Genomic DNA, 18084 nt, shown 5'->3' with positions numbered 1-18084 from the left:
GGGGATTTGGATTACTATCGCACCGTATAAGTCAATAGGCAACATAACGAATGCTGATAGCTGTCGGAGGGCTTTCCGACGTTGTGACGCCTAGCGAGGTGGCACGGTCGAGCGCAGATCCACCCCTAATCTGCGCTGAACATACCAACTGTTGAGCATGGCGAGGTCTGCCGGGTTGCTGCCGTGGTCGCTCTCGACGATCACCGCTCCCGAGTAGTCGAACTGGTCGAGTGCGGCCATGAAGGCCGGCACATCGACGAGGCCACCCTCAACACCCAGTTCGTAGAACCAGCGCTCGATGCCCCGGTCGTCTCCGCCGTTCAGCATCGCCGTCTCGGCCCCGGGTTGCAGGTATTGCGCTCCGCTGTCGGTGAAGAGGGTGTTCTTCAGGTGCACGTGCCGCACCCGGTCATGGTGGGCACGATAGAACTCGACGGGGTCGATGCCCGCGATGGTGAGCTCCGCCGTGTCGACGGCAAGCCCGACCAGCGCCGGATCTGTCGCTGCCAGCAGCGCAGAGATATCGTCGAGCGAGTGGATCGCCGACAGGCAGTCCAGGTGCAGCACCGTTCGTACCCCCGACTCGAGCGATCGTTCTCCGACGCGGTTCCAGAGATCCCCGACAGCAGCGAACGCTTCGCCGTCGAGCGGGCCGGTCATCCAGGCCGACCCCACCGGCCGCACGACGAGGCGGTCTGCCCCCACCTGCGGTAGGAAGTCGAGGAAGGGGGTGGCAGCGGCCAGAATCGCATCATGATCGTCGCGGCGCTGGGTGCCGAGAAAAGCCCAGCCTTCCTCTTCGCCCGGGCGACCCGGATCCCAGAACATGCTGGCGACCCGGTCAATGCCGCAGGAGTTCAGGAAGCGCATGAAGCCCTCGATCGAGCCGTGGCCGAGCTCGATGAGCTCGGGGCGGCCCAGGTTGTCCCACCGGCCACTTCCCGCGGCCAGTTCGATTGTGCGGAAGCCCAGAGCTGAGAGGGTCTTGAAGGCACGTTCGTGAGCTTCGCGGCGCACGAAGACGTTCAGCCGCACGTTCCACTGGTTGATCGCATAGCCCCAGGTGATGGATTCCGTCATCGGTCTGCCTCCACCTTCTCGAGCACATTGTCGATGTACCACTTGGCGACCGAGGTCGCCTCGGCGTAGTTGTTCCCGCCCACTTCGGCCTGGTCGTGTTCGACCGTGAGCCACCCGTCGAAGCCTGAACTGACGATCTCCTTCATCAGGCTCGGAAAGTCGACGAGTCCCTCCGGCGTGCCCATCTCGTGGAACCACCTCGAGACGTTGGGCGCCATCAACTCGGCGTCCGGCGGCGTTCTGTACGCTTCATCCCGATCGATGGTGTGCGTGTCTTTGAAGTGGAACCCACTGCAGCGCTCGCGGTACGTGCGAAACAGCTCAAGAGGGTCTACGCCGGCGATCGTGTGCTGGGCCGTGTCGCAGAAGTAGAACACGTAGCGTGGGTCGGTGTACTCGAAGAACAGAGCGAGTTCCTCGGGCGTGCGGATGCCGCCCCAGAACTCGAAGTGGCAGCTCAGCTTCAGCCCGTGCGAGATCGACATCTCGCCGACGCGATTCCACAGGTCGGCCGTGATTTTGATCTTCTCATCGGTGATCGGTGCCACCTGGAAATACGTGTTCGTCGGCATCACGATGAGATTCTCGACGGCGAGACCATCGACCATCTCCACGATCCGCTCCGAATCCGCGAAGATGCGGTCGTGCGTCGATCGCACGTGTGGGGCGGTGAACTTCGTCGCATTCGGATACGCCGAGAAGATGCCCGTGATCTTGTCGAACCCCTCGTCCTGCAGGAACTCCTCGAACTTCTTCACCGAGCCGAACAGCTGCGCGGCCATCGGGAGGTAGAAGAAGAACGTGTCGAAACCGCGGAAGCCCAGAGCCGCGAGCTGTCGGATGTACTGCTCGAGGTAGCGCCGGTTGAAGTAGGGGTTCTGCCCACCCTGGGGAGTATCGAGCACCCAGTGGTCCATGTACGACCACTTCTGCCACGTCATGATCGGTCAGCCCTGGCCGTGACGGGCGTACGGGTTGATCAGTTCTTCTTCGGTACCGGGAAGCACGCCCTCTTCGGTCGCCGTGGGTGCAGAGTCCGGCGGGAACGACTCCGTCATCGACATCGGCATCGTGCCGTTGCGGTAGAAGTTGTTCGACCCCTGCGACGGCCGCCACGTGTTGGGCTTCCAGTCGGGCACGTAGTTGCGGTATCCGCCGGTGTTGACCTCGACGCGCATGGTGCTCGGGTCACGGAAGTAGAGGAAGTTCTGCTCGCCGATACCGTGGATGGAGGGCCCGTATTCGATGGCCGTACCGTTCTCGATCAGCAGATCAGCAGCCTGCAGCAGGTCTTCGCGAGTATCGACCCAATACGCGAAGTGATTCACACGCCCCGGGCGCGACGATGAATCGAGCACAACGCCGAGGTCGTGCGACTTCTCGTTCGTCGTCAGCACGCTGAACACGTTGATGTCGGCGTGCTCGAGCACGGTGTGCGCCATGATGCGGAATCCGAGCACGTCGGAATACCACTTGGCGAAACCGAGCACATCGCTGGCGGCGACCGTCACGTGGTCGAGCTGGCGGGGTGCCACGGCATGCTTGCTGCGGCGCTCGGGGCGATCGGGGTAGACCGAGGCGAATTCGCCCTCGCCCTTATAGGTCTTGACGTCCCAGAAGAGCTCCATGGTGTGGCCATAGGGGCCGGTGAAGGTGTAGGCCCGCCCATAGCCGAAGTGGTCGTCGCTCCAGCTTCCGGTGACTCCGGCGTCTTCGATGCGGCGAGCTGCCTCGTCGAGGGCCTCGGCGCTCGAGGTGCGCCAACTCATGCTGACCAGCGACGGTTCGTCGCCCTGCTCGATCACCAGGCTGAATTCGTAGTAATCACCCCAGCACCGCAGATAGACGCCCGTGTCGTCGCGGTGGATGACCCGCACTCCCACCTGCTCCTCGTAGAAACGCACCGATGCCTCGACATCGGGAGCTGACAGCCGCACATGTGAAAGGTGCGAAAGCAACTTGATCATCGTTGATCCTCCAACTGCTGGTATTGATTCACGTCTAGTGATTGCCAGAATCAGTGTGATTCCGCTCGAAGGTATTGGGAAGGCTGATCTGGTGATACTCGCAATCATCGACGGCGATACCCCCGGTATGTCCCACGCTGATGTGGGCTATCAGGTAAATCACGTTGTCCGATACGACGAAACTTGCGAGAGTTGACGAGCACTATCGTTTTCAGCCCCACGAACAGGCAAAGGAGCCACCCCTATGAGCGATCCGATCGACTGGGCAGTAGGGTACCTCTCGGGGGCCACCGGCACCTTCGTGGGAATCGTCGTCGCTGACCAGGTTCGCGATCTTCGGGCCGATTCGGCCGACTTCGAGGGCGTCGACCTCGACGCCCCCACGGGTACGCGTGCACTGCTGAACGACTGGGGGACGCATCGGGCAACGCTCGAGCGGCTCGCTCACGCCGCCACGACCGGAGTGTGGCTGCCTCTCTCCGACCTCACACCTCTTGCGCCGCTGGCACCGCGCCAGATTCTGCAGGCGGGCGCGAACTACCGTAAGCACGTCATCGACCTGGCTGTGTCACACGCCGATATCGCCGCAGGCCGCACCGAAGAGCAGGTGCGGGCCGAGACAGCCGAGATGATGGACAAGCGCAAACGCGAAGGCATCCCCTACTTCTTCATCGGCCTGCCGTCCGCGGTGACCGGGCCCGATGCCGACGTCACGCTTCCCGCGTACAGCGACCGGCACGATTGGGAACTCGAGCTGGCGGCGGTCATCGGCACGACCGCCGTCAGAGTCTCACCCGACGAGGCCCTCGACTTCGTCGCCGCGTACACGATCGTCAACGACCTCACGACACGCGACCTGGTCTTTCGCCGAGACATGCCCGAGATCGGAACGGACTGGTTCCGATCGAAGAATGCGCCGGGATTTCTTCCGATCGGCCCTTGGCTGGTGCCCGCTGAAGCGGTGCCCGACCCGCAGAACGTGCAGTTGACGCTGACTCTCAACGGTGATGTCATGCAGAACGAATCGACCGCCGACATGCTCTTCACTGTGGCCGAATTGATCTCGGCCGCCTCGCAGACGGTGCCGCTCGAACCCGGCGACCTGATTCTGACCGGGAGCCCGGCGGGCAATGGCGCGCACTGGGGTCGACTGCTGCGCAACGGAGACCTCATGGTCGCCACGATCGACGGCCTCGGCAGCCAGCACACCCGCACGGTGTCGGAAGTGACCCGATGACCGACGATCAGAGCCGACTCGATCGGTCAGACCCCACCGGGGCGATCGCTGCAGCCGCGGCGGAGTTCGGCAACTGGGGCCGCTGGGGCGACGACGACGTTCTCGGCACCCTCAACTTCATCGACGCCGCCAAGCGACTGGCCGCTGCGGGCTTGGTGACCAGGGGCGCAGCCTTCTCGCTGGCCCAGTCGTTCGACGGAAACGGCCCGCAGAACGGCTGGCGCCGCCGGACCAATCCCGTGCACACCATGCTCGACACGGGCGTCGACGCTGCGCTCGGCAACCAGGGCTTCCCGCACGGTCTCGGCGGTGCCGACGACGTGGTGTTCATGCCTCTGCAGGCGTCGACCCAGTGGGATGGCCTCGGCCACATCTTCGACCACGGGCGCACCTGGAACGGTAGGCCCTCGCAAGATGTCGTCACCAGCGAAGGCGACCTTCGTACGGGCATCCAGACCACCGCCGACCGTTTCGTCTCACGCGGGGTGCTTCTCGATGCGGGCCGCGTGCTCGGCACCGACGGAGAGCTGCCCGACGGGTTCGCGATCACACCCGCACAGCTCGACGAAGTGATCGACGCCCAGGGTGCCAGTGCCGAGGTGGGGCGGGGCGACATCGTTCTCGTCAGAACGGGCCGGCTGACTCGTGCACGCCGGGAGGGCTGGGGCGACTACGCGGGAGGTGCGTCGGCCGGGTTGTCATTCACCAGCGCCGGCTGGTTGCACTCGCACGAGATCGCCGCAGTCGCGACCGACACGTGGGGGTTCGAGGTGCGACCGAATGAGTTCGACGTCGCGTTCCAGCCGTTGCACCAGGTCGTGATCCCGAACATGGGGCTGTTCATCGGCGAGATGTGGGATCTCGATGCGCTCGCCGACGACTGCGCCAGCGACAGTCGCTACGACTTTCTGCTCACAGCTGCACCCATCCCCTTCACCGGCGCCGTCGGTGCCCCCGTCAACCCCATCGCACTGAAATGAGCTCGAAGGAGAGCACACATGCCCGCAGTTGAACGAGTCCTTGTTGTCGGCGCCGGCGTCGCCGGCGAAGCCGTGGCGATCTTCCTCGCCGACGGCGGAGTGCAGGTCGACCTCATCGAACAGAAACAGCAGATCGCGGGCCTCGGCTCCGGCATCACTCTTCAGGGCAACGCGCTGCGCGTTCTCCGCGAGTTGGGCGTCTGGGATGAAGTGTCGGCTCGAGGGTACGGCTTCAATGTGACGGGCATCCGCGCGCCAGACCCTGCCGGCACCCTGGTGGGCGAGGTTAAGGATGCCCGCACCGGCGGGCCCGATCTGCCGGCGGTGCTCGGCATGCCCCGGCCCGATCTCGCCGAGATCCTGTTCGACCGAGCCCTCGCTGCCGGCGTGAACGTGCGGCTCGGAACAGAGTTGAGAGACGCCACCGATGAAGGCGACGGCGTCACAGTCACCTTCGGTGACGGATCGACCGAACGCTACGATCTCGTCATCGGGGCAGACGGTCTGCATTCCCGCGTTCGGCAGATCATGGGCATCACCGAAGAGCCGAAATCGACCGGCATGGCGATCTGGCGGATCTTCACACCGCGCCCCGCAAGCATCACCCGAACCGACCTCACCTACGGCGGCCCGCAGTACATCGCCTCGTACTGCCCGACGGGCGAGAACTCACTGTATGCGTACATCGTGGAAGACGCGTCGGCGGCGAACTTCGAGCTGACGAATGAAGAGCGCGCGACGCTGTTCCGCTCACTGAGCGAGTCGTATCACGGCCCGTGGGACGAGATCCGGCAGTACATCACGCCCGATCGACCGATCAACTACACCTTCTTCGAGACGCACCTCGTCGACGGCCCCTGGAATCGTGGGCGACTCGTGATCATCGGAGATGCGGCGCACTCGTGCCCGCCCACGCTCGCCCAGGGGGCGGCACAGGGGTTGGAGGATGCCACCGTTCTGGCCGAACTGCTGCTCGCGGCAGACCAGGTCGACGACGCGCTCTGGCAGGCGTTCACCGCCAGGCGGTTGGAGCGGGCCAGAGAGGTCGTCGACGCCTCGGTCCAACTCGGCCAGTGGCTGCTCGATCACAATCGTGAGGCCGACGTGCCCGCGCTGATGGGCCGGATCGCCGGGATTGTGAGCCAGCCCGCATGAGCGCCACTCCGACGATCGACGTTCACGCGCACGCGATCTTTCCGCAGCTGGGTGCAGCTGTCGCCCGGCTCGACCCCGAGGGCCTTGCCGCCCACCAGGCACTGGAGGCCCTCCGTAACGGGCCGGAATCCCTTCAGGCGTCGGGTGCGATGGTCGGCGCCCGGATGGAGCAGCTGACGGTGCTGAGTCGCCGGCTCAGCGACATGGATCGTACCGGCATCGACGTTCAGGTCGTGTCTCCTTCGCCCTCGCACTACTACCCGTTCCTGGCTGCAGAAGCCGCGGTCGAAGTCGCACAGCTCGCCAACACGGCTGTTCGGGATCTCGTCGCCGAGGCACCCGACCGTCTCGTCGGCCTGGGCCTCATCGCGCTGCAGCACCCGCACCTCGCGGTCGCGCTGCTGGAACATGCGGTGCTGGAGTGCGGCCTGCGTGGCGTCGAGATCTCCTCCTTCGCACCGGATCCCGCCGGGGGTCACCCGATCGACCTCTCAGACGAACGCCTCGAGCCGTTCTGGGCTCGCGCGGTCGAACTCGACGCGGTGGTCTTCCTTCACCCATTCGGATGCTCTCTCGACGAGCGTCTCGACCGTTTCTACCTCTCGAACACCGTCGGCCAGCCCGCCGAGAACGCCGTCGCCCTCTCGCAGCTCATCTTCTCGGGTGTCTTAGACCGGCATCCCGACCTGGTTCTCATCGCCTCGCACGGCGGTGGCTACCTGCCGACCTACATCGGCCGGAGCGACCACGCCTGGCGAGCCCGGCCAGAGGCGAAGGTTCCGAAGAACGCTCCGTCGACCTACCTCCGGATGCTCTACTTCGACAGCCTCGTGCACAGCGCCGCCGGGCTCGCCGTGCTGGTCGATGCGGTCGGCGCAGACCGTGTGGTGCTCGGATCGGACTACCCCTTCGACATGGGAACCGATGATCCGCTCGCCGACCTACGCGGTGCCGGGCTCGACGAAGCGACCAGCGACGCGATCGCGGGTGCCACGGCACTGATCCTGAGACTGGGGATCGAGTCATGAAGCTCGCGCGCTGGTTCCGAGAAGGAACCCTCGAGACCGGAGTGATCCACGACGGGCGAGTGCACCCCTTCGCCGGGGTGCCCATGCTCCAGGTTCTTCAGTCGGGGCTGACTGCGGCGCTCGACCTGGCGGCGACGGCGATCGCGGATACACCGGGAACACCGATCGACGAGGTCGTTCTGACCACTCCCCTGCAGCCGCCCTCTGTGCGCGACTTCGTAGCATTCGAGGAACACGTCGAAGGCGTCGTCAAGAGTGTCAGTGGCGAGACGGGTGGCGTCGTGGCCGAGTGGTACCAAGCGCCGACCTTCTACTTCACCAATCCCCACACCCTGCGCGCATCCGGGGAGTCGGTTCCGGTTCCCGCAGACAGCGCGGGAATCGACTTCGAACTCGAGGTGGCCGCGGTGGTCGGCGCAGTCGAGGGCAGCTCCGGCAGCGACCTCACACCCGAGCAGGCCCACCAGCACATCTTCGGCTACATGATTCTGAACGATTGGTCGGCACGCGATCTGCAACGCCGAGAGATGAAGGTCAGCCTCGGCCCGTGCAAGGGCAAAGACTTCGCCTCGACGATCGGGCCGTGGATCGTAACCGCCGACGAGTTCGAAGATCTGCACGACGACGAGGGCTTTCTGCCCATCCAGATGTCTGTCTCGATCAACGGCGTCGAATTCGGCCGTGACCTGCTCTCCAACATGGGCTGGCCGTTCGCCGAGCTGGTGGCGTATGCCGCACGCGGCTCACGCATCGTGCCCGGTGACGTTCTGGGCTCGGGAACATCGGGCACCGGATGCCTGGCCGAGCTCTGGGGCAGAGTGGGCAGCCAGACGCCACCCCCGCTCACTGCGGGCGACACCGTGTCGATGGAGGTCGAAGGTATCGGCCGGATCGAGAACACGCTGGTCGCGAGCGAGCCGCTGCCGCCTGTTCTCGCCGCGCGCACGCGTTCGCGATCTCGGGTGCGCGTGCCGTGACCGGCTCGCTACTTCTTCCGGGGCTCGACGCGCAGGTCGTGGTGGTCACCGGCGCGGCGGGCGGGCAGGGTTTCGCCGAGTGCCGCGTGCTCGCTGAGAACGGGGCCCACGTCATCGCGACCGACCTCGCCGCTGAGCCCACCGCCGAACTCGCCGAACTGGGCACGTCGGGCGCGGGCAGCGTTCGGTACGTCGCGCTCGATGTGTCGTCGACCGAGGGGTGGGGCGCTCTTGCAGACGAGCTGGCCGGCGACACCGTTCGCGGGCTGGTCAACAACGCAGGCATTCCCTTCAGAGGTCGGCTCGGCGAGTTGGCGCTCGACGACTGGAATCGGGTTCTGAGCGTCAATCTGACAGGTGCGATGCTCGGCATACAAGCGATGCTGCCCCTGATGACGCGTGGCTCGGCAATTGTGAACGTCGGTTCGTCTGCCGCGGTGACTCCGCACTACACCGCTGCATACACGGCGAGCAAGTGGGCCCTTCGGGGTCTGTCGGCGGTGGCGGCCGTGGAGTTCGGTGATCGCGGCATCCGATCCAACATCGTGCACCCCGGGTACATCGAGACGGCGTTCATGGCGAAGGCCCCCGCCGCCATGACGACGGCACAGCTCGCCCTCACCCCCTTGGAACGGCTCGGTACGCCCTCAGATGTGGCCTCGGCAGTGGCGTTCCTGCTGTCAGACGCATCGAGCTACATCACGGGCGCCGAACTCGCCATCGACGGTGGATTCGCCTCAGGCGGAGCGGTGAAGTTCATGTCCGATTCGATTCGTGCAGCAACCTGAGGAACTCAGTGGGTTGACCGGCACGAGGAGCACACTCACCCCGACATGCCCCGGCTGGCCTACCGTGCACGAGAGCGTGCTGCGTCAGGGTGTCGGGTTCAGGGTGTCGGGTTCAGGGCGTCGTAACGACGGAACGAGGTGACCCTGATCATGACCGTGATGAGCACGACGATGGCAATCCCTCCGACCAACGGCGGCAGCCAGAGAACCGCTCCGAGAGTCAGCACTCCGACGTAGAGATCGCCCAGACGAGGGCCGGCCGTGACGACGACGGTGAAGATACCTTGCAGACGGCCCCGCATGTCGTCTGGGGCCGCCGCCTGCAGAATCGTTCCGCGAAAGATGCCACCGATGTTGTCAGCCGCGCCGGCGCCGGCGAGAAAGACGATCGCCAGAATGAGCGCAGGAAGCTGCACAGGCAGAACAACAGTGCCGTTCGCCTCGCCTACGATCAGCTGCTGTGCCAGCAGCACGACACCGAAGGCGAAGATGCACCAGCCGTAGACCACGATCGCATGCCCGACGATTCGGCCCTGCCACCGTCGGCCGGTCAAGCTGCCGGAGAACAGTCCGCTGAGCAGCGCGCCCACGGCACCCGCGGCGATGAGCAGCCCCACCGTCACCGCGCCGCCTCCGATGAGCACCGCGCCGACGGCGGGTAGCAACGCACGGGGCTGGCCGAAGATCATAGCCACGATGTCGACGCCGAAAGAGACGCGGATGTTCGGGGCCTTGCGAAGAAACGTGACTCCATCGACCAGCGCTCTCAGGCCGGCCCGGCCCGGCCCGCCGTCAGGCATGATCCGAGGCAGGCTGGCGATGCCGACAAACGCGAACACGAACAGAACGGCGTCGATCGTGTACGCCCACGGTATGCCGATACCGGCGACCAGCAGCCCTGCAATGGCCGGACCGACCGTGATCGCGAGTCCCATGCTGATGCCCACCAGGGCAGCGGCTGCCGGCAGGAGGCGCGTCGGCAGGATTCGCGGAGCGATCGCCTGCCTGGTTGCCCCCACGACCGTCGTCGCAACGGCATTGACGGTGACAAGGATGTAGAGCGGCCAGATCAGGCTGAGGTCGACCCAGGCCAGCACCGCGATGACGACCGTCGCCGCCCACGCGACGATCGCCGAGACCAGCGCGACCCTGCGGCGATCGAACGTGTCTGCGAGTACACCACCATAGAGACCGAATACGACCATCGGCACGAGGGCGAACGCCGCCAACAGAGCGACATCGAATGTCGACCGCGTGGCGTTGTAGATCTGCAGGCCGACCGCGACGATGGTCATCTGCGCACCGATCGCAGAGATGGCCTCCCCTACGAAGAGCCGCGCGAAGGCGGGACTCTCTCGAAGCGGGGAGATGTCGACCAAGTGCGAACGAAGCTTTGACCCTCGTGATGCCACGGGCGAACCCTTCTGCGTCAGATCAGCTCGACGCGCAGCCGCTCAGAGTCGGGCCCCAGCACGATCGGCTGAGATCGGGCCGAGCACGTACCGCACCTCCCAGCCATTGAGCATGGTGCTGGTCGGAGGATGCGGGCTCAGGTCGCTCTCAACCACGACCCACCCGTCGTACCTGTGCTCGACCAGCGCGCTGACGAAGCCAGGGGCGTCGACGAGCAGTGGTTCGGTGGCCAGCTCAGTGAACCACCTCGGCACCGCGCGCGAGCCGCCGGCCCGCAGAACGGTGAATTCCGGCGCCGGGAACGTGTACTCGCCGAGGTCGTCGACCGCAGCAGCGTTCTTGAGGTGTACGTGGGTGACACGGTCGGCGTGTGCTTGGTAGAACGCGACGGGATCGAGCCCGGCGACCGTGAACTCCGCCGTATCGAGGGCCAGGCCCACCGACGAATCGGTTGCGGCGAGAAGGCGTTCGAGCCCGTCGTCTGCCCGCAGGGGCGACAGGAAGTCGAAATGAAGGGCAAGGCGGATTCCATCGGCGGCGACAGCCGCGGCCACCGCATTCCACGACTCGGCGAGCGCCGTCATGGCGGTGTCGTCGAGTGTGCGGTCACCCATCGATGGCGCTGGGCGCACCACGAGCACGTCGCCGCCCAGCTCAGCCAGCGCCGAGGAGAACATCCGTGCGTGCGCGACGAGGCCGTCGCGTCCCTCCGGCTGCGTCGGGTCGTCGCCGTGCGTCAGATCCTCCTGCAGGCGCATCGACGGATCCCAGAACCAACTACTGACTCCGTCGAGGGCGGCTTCGCTCACGAATGTGCTGAAGCCGGCAACCGAACCGAAGTTCGCCGCCATCTGCTGCGGGTTGCCGAGCGGCTCCCACCGACCGGATCCGGCATTCAGCTCGACGCCGCTGAACCCGGAGGCCGCAATCACCCGCAGTGCCCGCAGGTGATCCCGTCGACGCGTGAAGTCGTCGAACTGGGGCTTGAACTGGTTGATGGCGTAGCTCCAGCGGATCATCGCGCAACCTCCTCTGCTGCTACACGCTCGAGCACGTTCTTTGCGTACCAGGCAGCGATCGCGGTGCTCTCTGCGTGGTCGCCTCCGAGCTTGTTGGCCTTGTCGTGCTCGACGCTGAGGTAACCCTCGAATCCGTGCCGGGCGACGGCCCGAATGAAGTTCTCGAAGTCGACGAGGCCGTCTTCGTCGCCCATCTCGTAGAACCACCGCTCGGTCGTACGCGCCATGATCTCCGAGTCGGGCCGGCGCTTGTAATCACCGATGAGGTCGTGGTTTCGCGTGTCTTTGAAGTGGAATCCCGAGACGCGGTCGGCGTACGACTCGTAGAACTCGATCGGGTCGACCGAGGCGATGCAGTGCTGCGCCGTGTCGACGAACAGATTCACGAACTGCGGGTCGGTGTGGGCGTAGAACGTGTCGAGTTCCCAGCGCGATTGGATGCCGCAGAAGAACTCGTGGTGACACGTGAGCTTGACTCCGGCGTCGGCAGTGATGGCGCCGACCTTGTTCCACAGTTCGGCGGTGATCTTGAGTTTGTCCTCTGTGACCGGTTCCATGTCGTAGTACAGGGTCGCCGGCATCACGATGATGTTGTCGAGCCGGATGCCCGACCATCTGTCCATCGTCACGCGGAAGTCTTCGAGAATGTTCGCGTGAGTCTCTCGAATGTGCGGGGCGTACGTGCGGGTGTCGTAATCCGCCGCGTGGAAGGTGTTGACGATGCGGTCGAGCCCTCGCTCCTGCACGAACTCCTGGTAGTTCGCCACCGAACCGTACTCGCCCATGATCTGGTACCAGCGAAAGTCGAACGTGTCGATCGCGTCGTAGCCGACAGCCGCGACCTGCTTGAGAAACCGATCCATGGTGGTTCGCGATTCCCACTGATCGATGGGGCCGTGGGGCGATTGGCTGCGCCAGTGGTCCATGTAGCTCCACTTCATCGTGGCTGTCCTCTCTATGGACGAATCGACTTATTACTGAATTCGACTTTAGCAGGTAGATTGTAGGCAGAAGTGAACTGGCCACAAAGATGTGCTGGAAGGAATCTCATGACGTCTCAGGCTCTCATCCGTGTGCTCATCGCGTCGGGCCACATGTCGCGCGAGCACCACAACGAACACCGCAGCTTTCGCCTGCACAACCAATTGGTGACCACCCTTCTGGAGTCGACCGGCCGCTTCAGCGTGCGCGTCATGGAGGACTTCAGGGGGGTCGGCCCAGAGATCATCGACCGTTACGATCTGATCTTCGTGATCTTCGAGGGTCGCGATGACTACTTCGACGTCGCCACCGGATTCGGCGCCAACACCGACACCGCCCTCATCGAGGCGGTGCGCGCAAGCGGAAAGGGCATCGTCTGGTTTCACGGCTCGTCGGTGCAGGAGCCGGAGTGGGGGTATCCCGAGGAATACGAGCAGATGCGCGGGGCACGGTTCGCCGCGGCCTACGGGCTTCGGCCCCGGCCGAACGGCGGCGAGGTGCTGGTGCACACGACGGAGCCGCGACATGCCATCACCGCGGGAATCGCCGAGAGCTGGACGGTGCACAATGATGACATTCTGATGGGTGCCCAGTTGCTGCCAGGCGCACAGACCCTGCTGACGATCTTCGACGACGTCGAAACCTACGTCGAGGCCGGGTGGCCGAAAGCCCACACGCCGGTCACTGTTCCGCCCGGCGGTCTGAAGGATCTGCCTGGAATCGACCAGCATCAGGCCGTCGCCTGGATCAACGAGTGGGGCGCAGGCCGCTCGTTCACGATCACGCTCGGCCACGACCACGACACCTTTCGCAAGAGTGAATTCATGACAGTACTTGTGCGTGGGTCGGAATGGGCGGCCACCGGGTCCGTCACGCTGGGCCCAGCTGACCGGTCGGGTGAGCGACGATGGCGCATCTGGCCCTATTACGGAGACAATGCAGCTCGGCCGCTCGGCAACTGAACCGCCGGAGTAGCCACCGGCTCACGACACCGGCGGCCCCTCTGGCGGGGTTCAGTTCTTGGTCGAGAAGGCTGAGTCGAAGGCGGCGTGCGGCGGGGTGATCTCCGCCAGCTTTCTGACGAACGCGAGAGCCTCGGGCGCTCCGACGAGCCGGTCCATGCCGGCGTCCTCCCATTCGACGCTGGTCGGGCCCTCATAGCCGATGTAGTTGAGGGCCCTGAACAGTGGCTCCCACTCGACAGCCCCGTGTCCGGTCGATACGAACGTCCAACCACGGCGGGGGTTCGACCACGGCAGGTGAGACCCGAGCACGCCGTTCCGTCCGTCGAGATTCGTCACAGACTCCTTGACGTGCACATGGAAGATGTGATCGGCGAAGTCGAGAACGAAAGCGACGCTGTCGAGCTGCTGCCAGACGAAGTGCGAGGGGTCGAAGTTGAAGCCGAAGCTCGGCCGATCGCCGATCGCCTCGAGCGCACGCTTCGCCGTCCAGTAGTCGTAGGCGATCTCTGACGGGTGCACCTCGAGCGCAAATCGCACCCCCACCTCGTCGAACACATCGAGGATGGGATTCCACCGCTCTGCGAAGTCGGCGTAGCCGGCCTCGATCATCTCGTCGGAGGCGGGCGGGAACATCGCCACGTACTTCCAGATGCTCGAGCCGCTGAATCCGTTGACCGTCTTCACACCGAGCTTCGCAGCGAAACGCGCTGTGTTCTTCAGATCTTCGGCTGCACGTCGGCGCACACCCTCCGGGTCTCCATCGCCCCACACCCGGTCTGAGAGGATGTCGCGGTGACGCTGGTCGATCGGGTCGTCGCAGACCGCCTGCCCGGTGAGGTGGTTGGAGATCGCCCAGACTTTCAGCCCGTTCTTCTCGAGAATGTCGAGGCGGCTCTGCACGTACTCCGCGTCATCCCATCTCGCCACATCGATATGGTCGCCCCAACAGGCGATCTCGAGGCCGTCATAGCCCCACTCCCCCGCGAGCCGTGCCACCTCCTCGAAAGGCAGGTCGGCCCACTGGCCCGTGAACAGAGTGATCGGTCGTGCCATTTCGCGTTCTCCTTCGTCAGTTGTCGGCGGGCGTGCCGACGGCGGCCTCGGTCGCGACCCAGCGCGATTGTTCGGCCGAGCTCTTCTCGACGGCAGCAAGCACCTTCTGCACGGTGAGGCCCTCTTCGAAGGTCGGATGCGCTGCCACCCCCTTCGCGATGCCTTCGACGACGTCTTTCGCCTGGTGCACGAAGCCGTGCTCGTAGCCGAGAATGTGACCGGCCGGCCACCACGCCGAGATGTAGGGATGCACTCCCTCGGTGACGAGGATCTTGGTGAAGCCCTGCAGCTGCTCCGGCGCCGTGCGGTCGTAGAAACCGAGGACGTTGAGATCTTCGAGATCGAAGACCAGCGAGCCTTCGTCGCCTGAGACCTCGAGCGTCAACGCGTTCTTCCGGCCCGTCGCGAAGCGCGTCGCTTCGAACGAGACGAGCGCACCGTTCGAGAGCCGGCCGGCGAACAACGCCACGTCGTCGACCGTAACCTCGCCGTACCCCTCGGCCGCCGTGCCGGAGAGTCCAGATCCCTCACCCTGCAGCGGACGCCGTTTCACGATGGTCTCGACGACTCCCGACACGGCATCGACCGTCTGCCCGGTGACGAACTGCGTCATGTCGATGATGTGAGCGCCGATGTCGCCGAGCGCACCCGACCCGGCGTGTTCCTTCTGCAGCCGCCACGCCAACGGCATCTCGGGGTCGACCAGCCAGTCCTGTCGGTAGGCGGCACGCACCTGCTGCACCTTCCCGACCTTTCCCGCCGCGATCAGGTCGCGGAACAGAGTGACGGCCGGCACCCGGCGGTAGGTGAACCCGACGGTGGCGAAGACGCCTCGCTCCGCGGCGACGCGCGCGGCCTCGGCCATGCGCTCCGCTTGCTCCACCGAGTTCGCGAGAGGCTTCTCGCAGAGCACGTGCTTACCGGCCTCCAGGGCGGCGATCGCGATCTCGGCGTGCGAGTCACCCGGCGTGACGATGTCGACGATGTCGATGTCGTCACGGGCGATCACTTCCCGCCAGTCGGTGGCCGACTCGGCCCAGCCCCACTTCGCGGCGGCTTCGGCGACCGCCGGCCCGTTCCGGCCGACGATCACCGCCATCTCCACGTCGTCGGGGAGATCGAACACGGCCGGTGCCTGGCGCCAGCCGACTGAGTGGGCCGCTCCCATAAACCCATAGCCGATGAGGGCAACCCGCAGGCTCATGCCAGCACGACCTCGCGCTCGACAGGAACGCGGTTCGTCACGTAGCGCCCCGGGGCGATCTGCATGTAGAACAGGCGCAACGTGAGTACCACCTCGACCGTAATTCTCTGCCCGGCGGCGGGCACGTCGTCGAGCGAGATCACGATGTCGGGGCGGTCGGCCACGAACCAGAGGGTGTCCCACTGCTCGGGCAGTTCCTCGATGCGGTAGCTCCTGCCGCCGAGCTCAAACCGCAGTCGATCCTTCTCGATCGGCGTTCCGTTCACGATCACGTCGACGTTGTCGACCGCCGAGAGCCAGAGGCTCCGATACCACGGGAGCTGCACCGAGACGGCGATGCCCCCGTCGACCCGGCGCACATCCTTGTCGGCGAAGAGCGTGTTGTGAGTTGCCATCAGTGATCCTTATTTGAAGGTGTCTTCGAAGGTGTCGTGAGCCACGGGCGGTACCGGCTCGAGCTTCTGCACCGTCTCGGGGTTGTAGGGGTAGTTGAGCTCGGGTGCCGGCTCGTCAGCCGGGGGCATGAAGACGGGCTTGCCGTCATCGCCGAAGTACATCAGGTCGAGGTCGAAGGCGCCCTGGTTCTTCACGCCGAAGCTGACCCAGTTCTCCTCGAACGGAGCGCGGGCCAATTCGTAGCAGCGGAACTTCCAGAACTTCCACTCGCCGTCCTGCTTGAGAAAGTCGATGGCGTACTTGCACCACACCCAGTGGGCCCACACCTTCTTGCCCAGCACTTCGTCGGGCGAATACATGTCGGGGAATGCCTTGGCGACCTCGGGGTCGGTCAACCCCGATTCGGTGCCTGCCATCAGCCACACACCCTTGGCGGTCTTGCCGTCGGCCGCGACCTCGATGACGGGGGTGGTGGTCGCGTGCAGAATGAGCTTGCCGACCGGGCTGGGGCGGTCCCGGTGGTAGCGAGTCACGCTCTCCCAGGTGTTGTACTGGCCGGCGTTGGTGTAGCGGGCCCGGATGCCCTCCGTGCCCTCCTTGACCCAGAGCGGGATGATCTGCTCGTCTTGGAACGCGTTGTGCAGGTACATGTACCGGCTGAACAGGTTCTCGACCTGACCGCGATCCTCGGCCCGCTGTGCGAGCCGAGTGGCGCCGGCGAGCTCCTCACGGAGGCGGGCGACCTCCTCGGCCAGTTCGGCGACGGTGACGTCTGTCGTGGTGTCTGTCATGTTCTGTACCTTCGTTTCTCAGGCCGTGACGGCCACGGACTCTTCGATTGCGCGCCTCATGAGCGCGTGCTGCTTCTGAACGAGATCGATCGGGTCGGATTCGCCGAGGTCGGAGAAGGCGTGGCCTTCCCACTCGCTCGAGAGGTACCCCTGGTAGCCGCCCTTGACGAACTGCTGCACGATGAGCGGAATGTCCATGGCGGGCTCGTTGCCCTCGGTGTCGATGTCGTAGAACTTGGCATGCACGTGGAAGATCTGCGGCATGATGTCGAGCCACTCCTCGGCGGGGACCAGTCCGTGCATGTTGAACGCCAGGCGCGTGAACGGACCGAGTCGTGCAAAGTCGAAGTTCTCACTGGTCAGGAAGTCTTCGAACTTCTGGTTGCGCACGTGCATCGGAGTCGGCTCATGCCAGATCTCGTTCATGACAGAGAAATACTCTTCTGGCATTCCCATCTGACGCAGTGTTCGCAGCAGAGTGGGTGAAAGGCTGTGCATCGTCGACGAGAAGTCGGCAGTGAAACCGAGCCGGTCGCTTTCGAGCTCGTCATAGACCTCGCGGATCTCGAGCACCTTGGGGTCGTTCGGCCCCGAAGGAGCGTGAATCTCGTAGCCGAGCTTCTGGTCGTACTTCTCGGCCAGCGGCAGCAGGCTGCGAAGCAACTCCTTTCCGGCCGAACGGATGACGATCTTCTTGAAACCGAGAGTGTGCGCCGACTTCAGCTGACGCGCCAGGAACTCGTACTCTTCATCGGGCGACATGTCGTGGCCCTTGCGGCGCCCCATGTCGAGATTGGTGCCGACCGCGCTGGCCTCGAGGCCGTACTTCTCGAGACTGTCGAACCAGAGCTTGGTGAACGCGTCGTCGACATCGGGGTAGGTACGCAGCATCTGGGCGAAGTTGAACTCGACGCCGGGGCCGAGGTTGTACTCGGCCGCCGCTTTGATGAGCGTCTCGGGGGTGTAGAGTCCCGCAGCGAACTCGCTTGTCAGGGAGTAGAGCGTGATGCCGAGTTTGATGCCGGTACCGGCGATTCCATCTGCCATGGT

18 protein-coding genes are annotated in these 18084 nt (G+C 64.8%); 7 read left to right on the top strand and 11 right to left on the bottom strand.

Annotated elements, in window-relative coordinates:
* Positions 1–90: 90 nt before the first annotated feature.
* From V3W46_RS14555 to V3W46_RS14545, 3 genes are read right to left on the bottom strand one after another with little or no spacing between them, the layout of a single operon-like run.
* Positions 91–1080 (bottom strand): sugar phosphate isomerase/epimerase family protein, encoded by a 990-nt coding sequence (locus tag V3W46_RS14555; RefSeq protein WP_331783851.1) that lies wholly within the window; start codon positions 1078–1080, stop codon positions 91–93.
* A complete protein-coding gene (locus V3W46_RS14550; RefSeq protein ID WP_331783850.1) occupies positions 1077–2021 on the bottom strand; it encodes a sugar phosphate isomerase/epimerase family protein in 945 nt (314 codons plus the stop codon). Before V3W46_RS14550 ends, V3W46_RS14555 begins: the two co-directional genes overlap by 4 nt.
* A gap of 6 nt (positions 2022–2027) precedes the next feature.
* Positions 2028–3047, bottom strand: a complete 1020-nt coding sequence (locus V3W46_RS14545; protein WP_331783849.1) for a VOC family protein — start codon at positions 3045–3047, stop codon at positions 2028–2030.
* 244 nt (positions 3048–3291) lie between these two features.
* On the opposite strand from V3W46_RS14545, the gene V3W46_RS14540 reads away from it, so the two are divergent.
* From V3W46_RS14540 to V3W46_RS14515, 6 genes are read left to right on the top strand one after another with little or no spacing between them, the layout of a single operon-like run.
* Positions 3292–4284, top strand: coding sequence for a fumarylacetoacetate hydrolase family protein (locus tag V3W46_RS14540; protein WP_331783848.1), 993 nt, complete (start codon positions 3292–3294; stop codon positions 4282–4284).
* Positions 4281–5264, top strand: coding sequence for a cyclase family protein (locus V3W46_RS14535; RefSeq protein ID WP_331783847.1), 984 nt, complete (start codon positions 4281–4283; stop codon positions 5262–5264). Before V3W46_RS14540 ends, V3W46_RS14535 begins: the two co-directional genes overlap by 4 nt.
* 18 nt (positions 5265–5282) lie before the next feature.
* Positions 5283–6419 carry an FAD-dependent monooxygenase gene (locus V3W46_RS14530; RefSeq protein WP_331783846.1) on the top strand — a complete coding sequence of 379 codons (1137 nt, stop codon included), beginning with the start codon at positions 5283–5285 and terminating at the stop codon, positions 6417–6419.
* Positions 6416–7447 (top strand): amidohydrolase family protein, encoded by a 1032-nt coding sequence (locus tag V3W46_RS14525; RefSeq protein WP_331783845.1) that lies wholly within the window; start codon positions 6416–6418, stop codon positions 7445–7447. The genes V3W46_RS14530 and V3W46_RS14525 overlap by 4 nt, the downstream gene beginning before the upstream one ends.
* The gene (locus V3W46_RS14520; RefSeq protein WP_331783844.1) at positions 7444–8424 is read left to right on the top strand and encodes a fumarylacetoacetate hydrolase family protein; all 981 of its coding nucleotides are present in this window, start codon (positions 7444–7446) and stop codon (positions 8422–8424) included. Before V3W46_RS14525 ends, V3W46_RS14520 begins: the two co-directional genes overlap by 4 nt.
* Positions 8421–9212: an SDR family NAD(P)-dependent oxidoreductase gene (locus tag V3W46_RS14515; RefSeq protein WP_331783843.1), complete on the top strand. Its 792-nt coding sequence runs from the start codon at positions 8421–8423 to the stop codon at positions 9210–9212. The genes V3W46_RS14520 and V3W46_RS14515 overlap by 4 nt, the downstream gene beginning before the upstream one ends.
* A gap of 98 nt (positions 9213–9310) precedes the next feature.
* Here V3W46_RS14515 and V3W46_RS14510 read toward each other — a convergent pair whose 3' ends face one another.
* From V3W46_RS14510 to V3W46_RS14500, 3 genes are read right to left on the bottom strand one after another with little or no spacing between them, the layout of a single operon-like run.
* On the bottom strand, positions 9311–10624 hold the full coding sequence (locus V3W46_RS14510; RefSeq protein ID WP_331783842.1) for an MFS transporter: 1314 nt from the start codon (positions 10622–10624) through the stop codon (positions 9311–9313).
* 42 nt (positions 10625–10666) lie between these two features.
* Complete coding sequence (locus V3W46_RS14505) at positions 10667–11644, bottom strand: sugar phosphate isomerase/epimerase family protein (protein ID WP_331783841.1); 978 nt, start codon at positions 11642–11644, stop codon at positions 10667–10669.
* A complete protein-coding gene (locus V3W46_RS14500) occupies positions 11641–12507 on the bottom strand; it encodes a sugar phosphate isomerase/epimerase family protein (protein ID WP_331783840.1) in 867 nt (288 codons plus the stop codon). The genes V3W46_RS14505 and V3W46_RS14500 overlap by 4 nt, the downstream gene beginning before the upstream one ends.
* Positions 12508–12693: 186 nt before the next feature.
* On the opposite strand from V3W46_RS14500, the gene V3W46_RS14495 reads away from it, so the two are divergent.
* Positions 12694–13587, top strand: a complete 894-nt coding sequence (locus V3W46_RS14495) for a ThuA domain-containing protein (RefSeq protein WP_331783839.1) — start codon at positions 12694–12696, stop codon at positions 13585–13587.
* Positions 13588–13638: 51 nt separating this feature from the next.
* On the opposite strand, the gene V3W46_RS14490 is transcribed toward V3W46_RS14495, so the two are convergent.
* Genes V3W46_RS14490 through V3W46_RS14470 form a run of 5 tightly spaced genes read right to left on the bottom strand, consistent with a single transcriptional unit; the run spans position 13639 to position 18081 of the window.
* On the bottom strand, positions 13639–14643 hold the full coding sequence (locus tag V3W46_RS14490) for a sugar phosphate isomerase/epimerase family protein (protein WP_331783838.1): 1005 nt from the start codon (positions 14641–14643) through the stop codon (positions 13639–13641).
* A gap of 16 nt (positions 14644–14659) precedes the next feature.
* Complete coding sequence (locus tag V3W46_RS14485) at positions 14660–15847, bottom strand: Gfo/Idh/MocA family protein (protein WP_331783837.1); 1188 nt, start codon at positions 15845–15847, stop codon at positions 14660–14662.
* Positions 15844–16242: a C-glycoside deglycosidase beta subunit domain-containing protein gene (locus tag V3W46_RS14480; protein WP_331783836.1), complete on the bottom strand. Its 399-nt coding sequence runs from the start codon at positions 16240–16242 to the stop codon at positions 15844–15846. Before V3W46_RS14480 ends, V3W46_RS14485 begins: the two co-directional genes overlap by 4 nt.
* A gap of 9 nt (positions 16243–16251) precedes the next feature.
* Positions 16252–17034, bottom strand: a complete 783-nt coding sequence (locus V3W46_RS14475) for a nuclear transport factor 2 family protein (protein WP_331783835.1) — start codon at positions 17032–17034, stop codon at positions 16252–16254.
* Positions 17035–17052: 18 nt separating this feature from the next.
* Positions 17053–18081 carry a sugar phosphate isomerase/epimerase family protein gene (locus V3W46_RS14470; protein ID WP_331783834.1) on the bottom strand — a complete coding sequence of 343 codons (1029 nt, stop codon included), beginning with the start codon at positions 18079–18081 and terminating at the stop codon, positions 17053–17055.
* Positions 18082–18084 lie beyond the last annotated feature (3 nt).

The sequence above is a fragment of the Subtercola sp. YIM 133946 genome (assembly GCF_036553535.1).
GTDB lineage: Bacteria > Actinomycetota > Actinomycetes > Actinomycetales > Microbacteriaceae > Subtercola.
The sequence above is the reverse complement of the archived record's forward strand: the minus strand, read 5'-3'. Positions and strand labels throughout refer to the sequence as shown.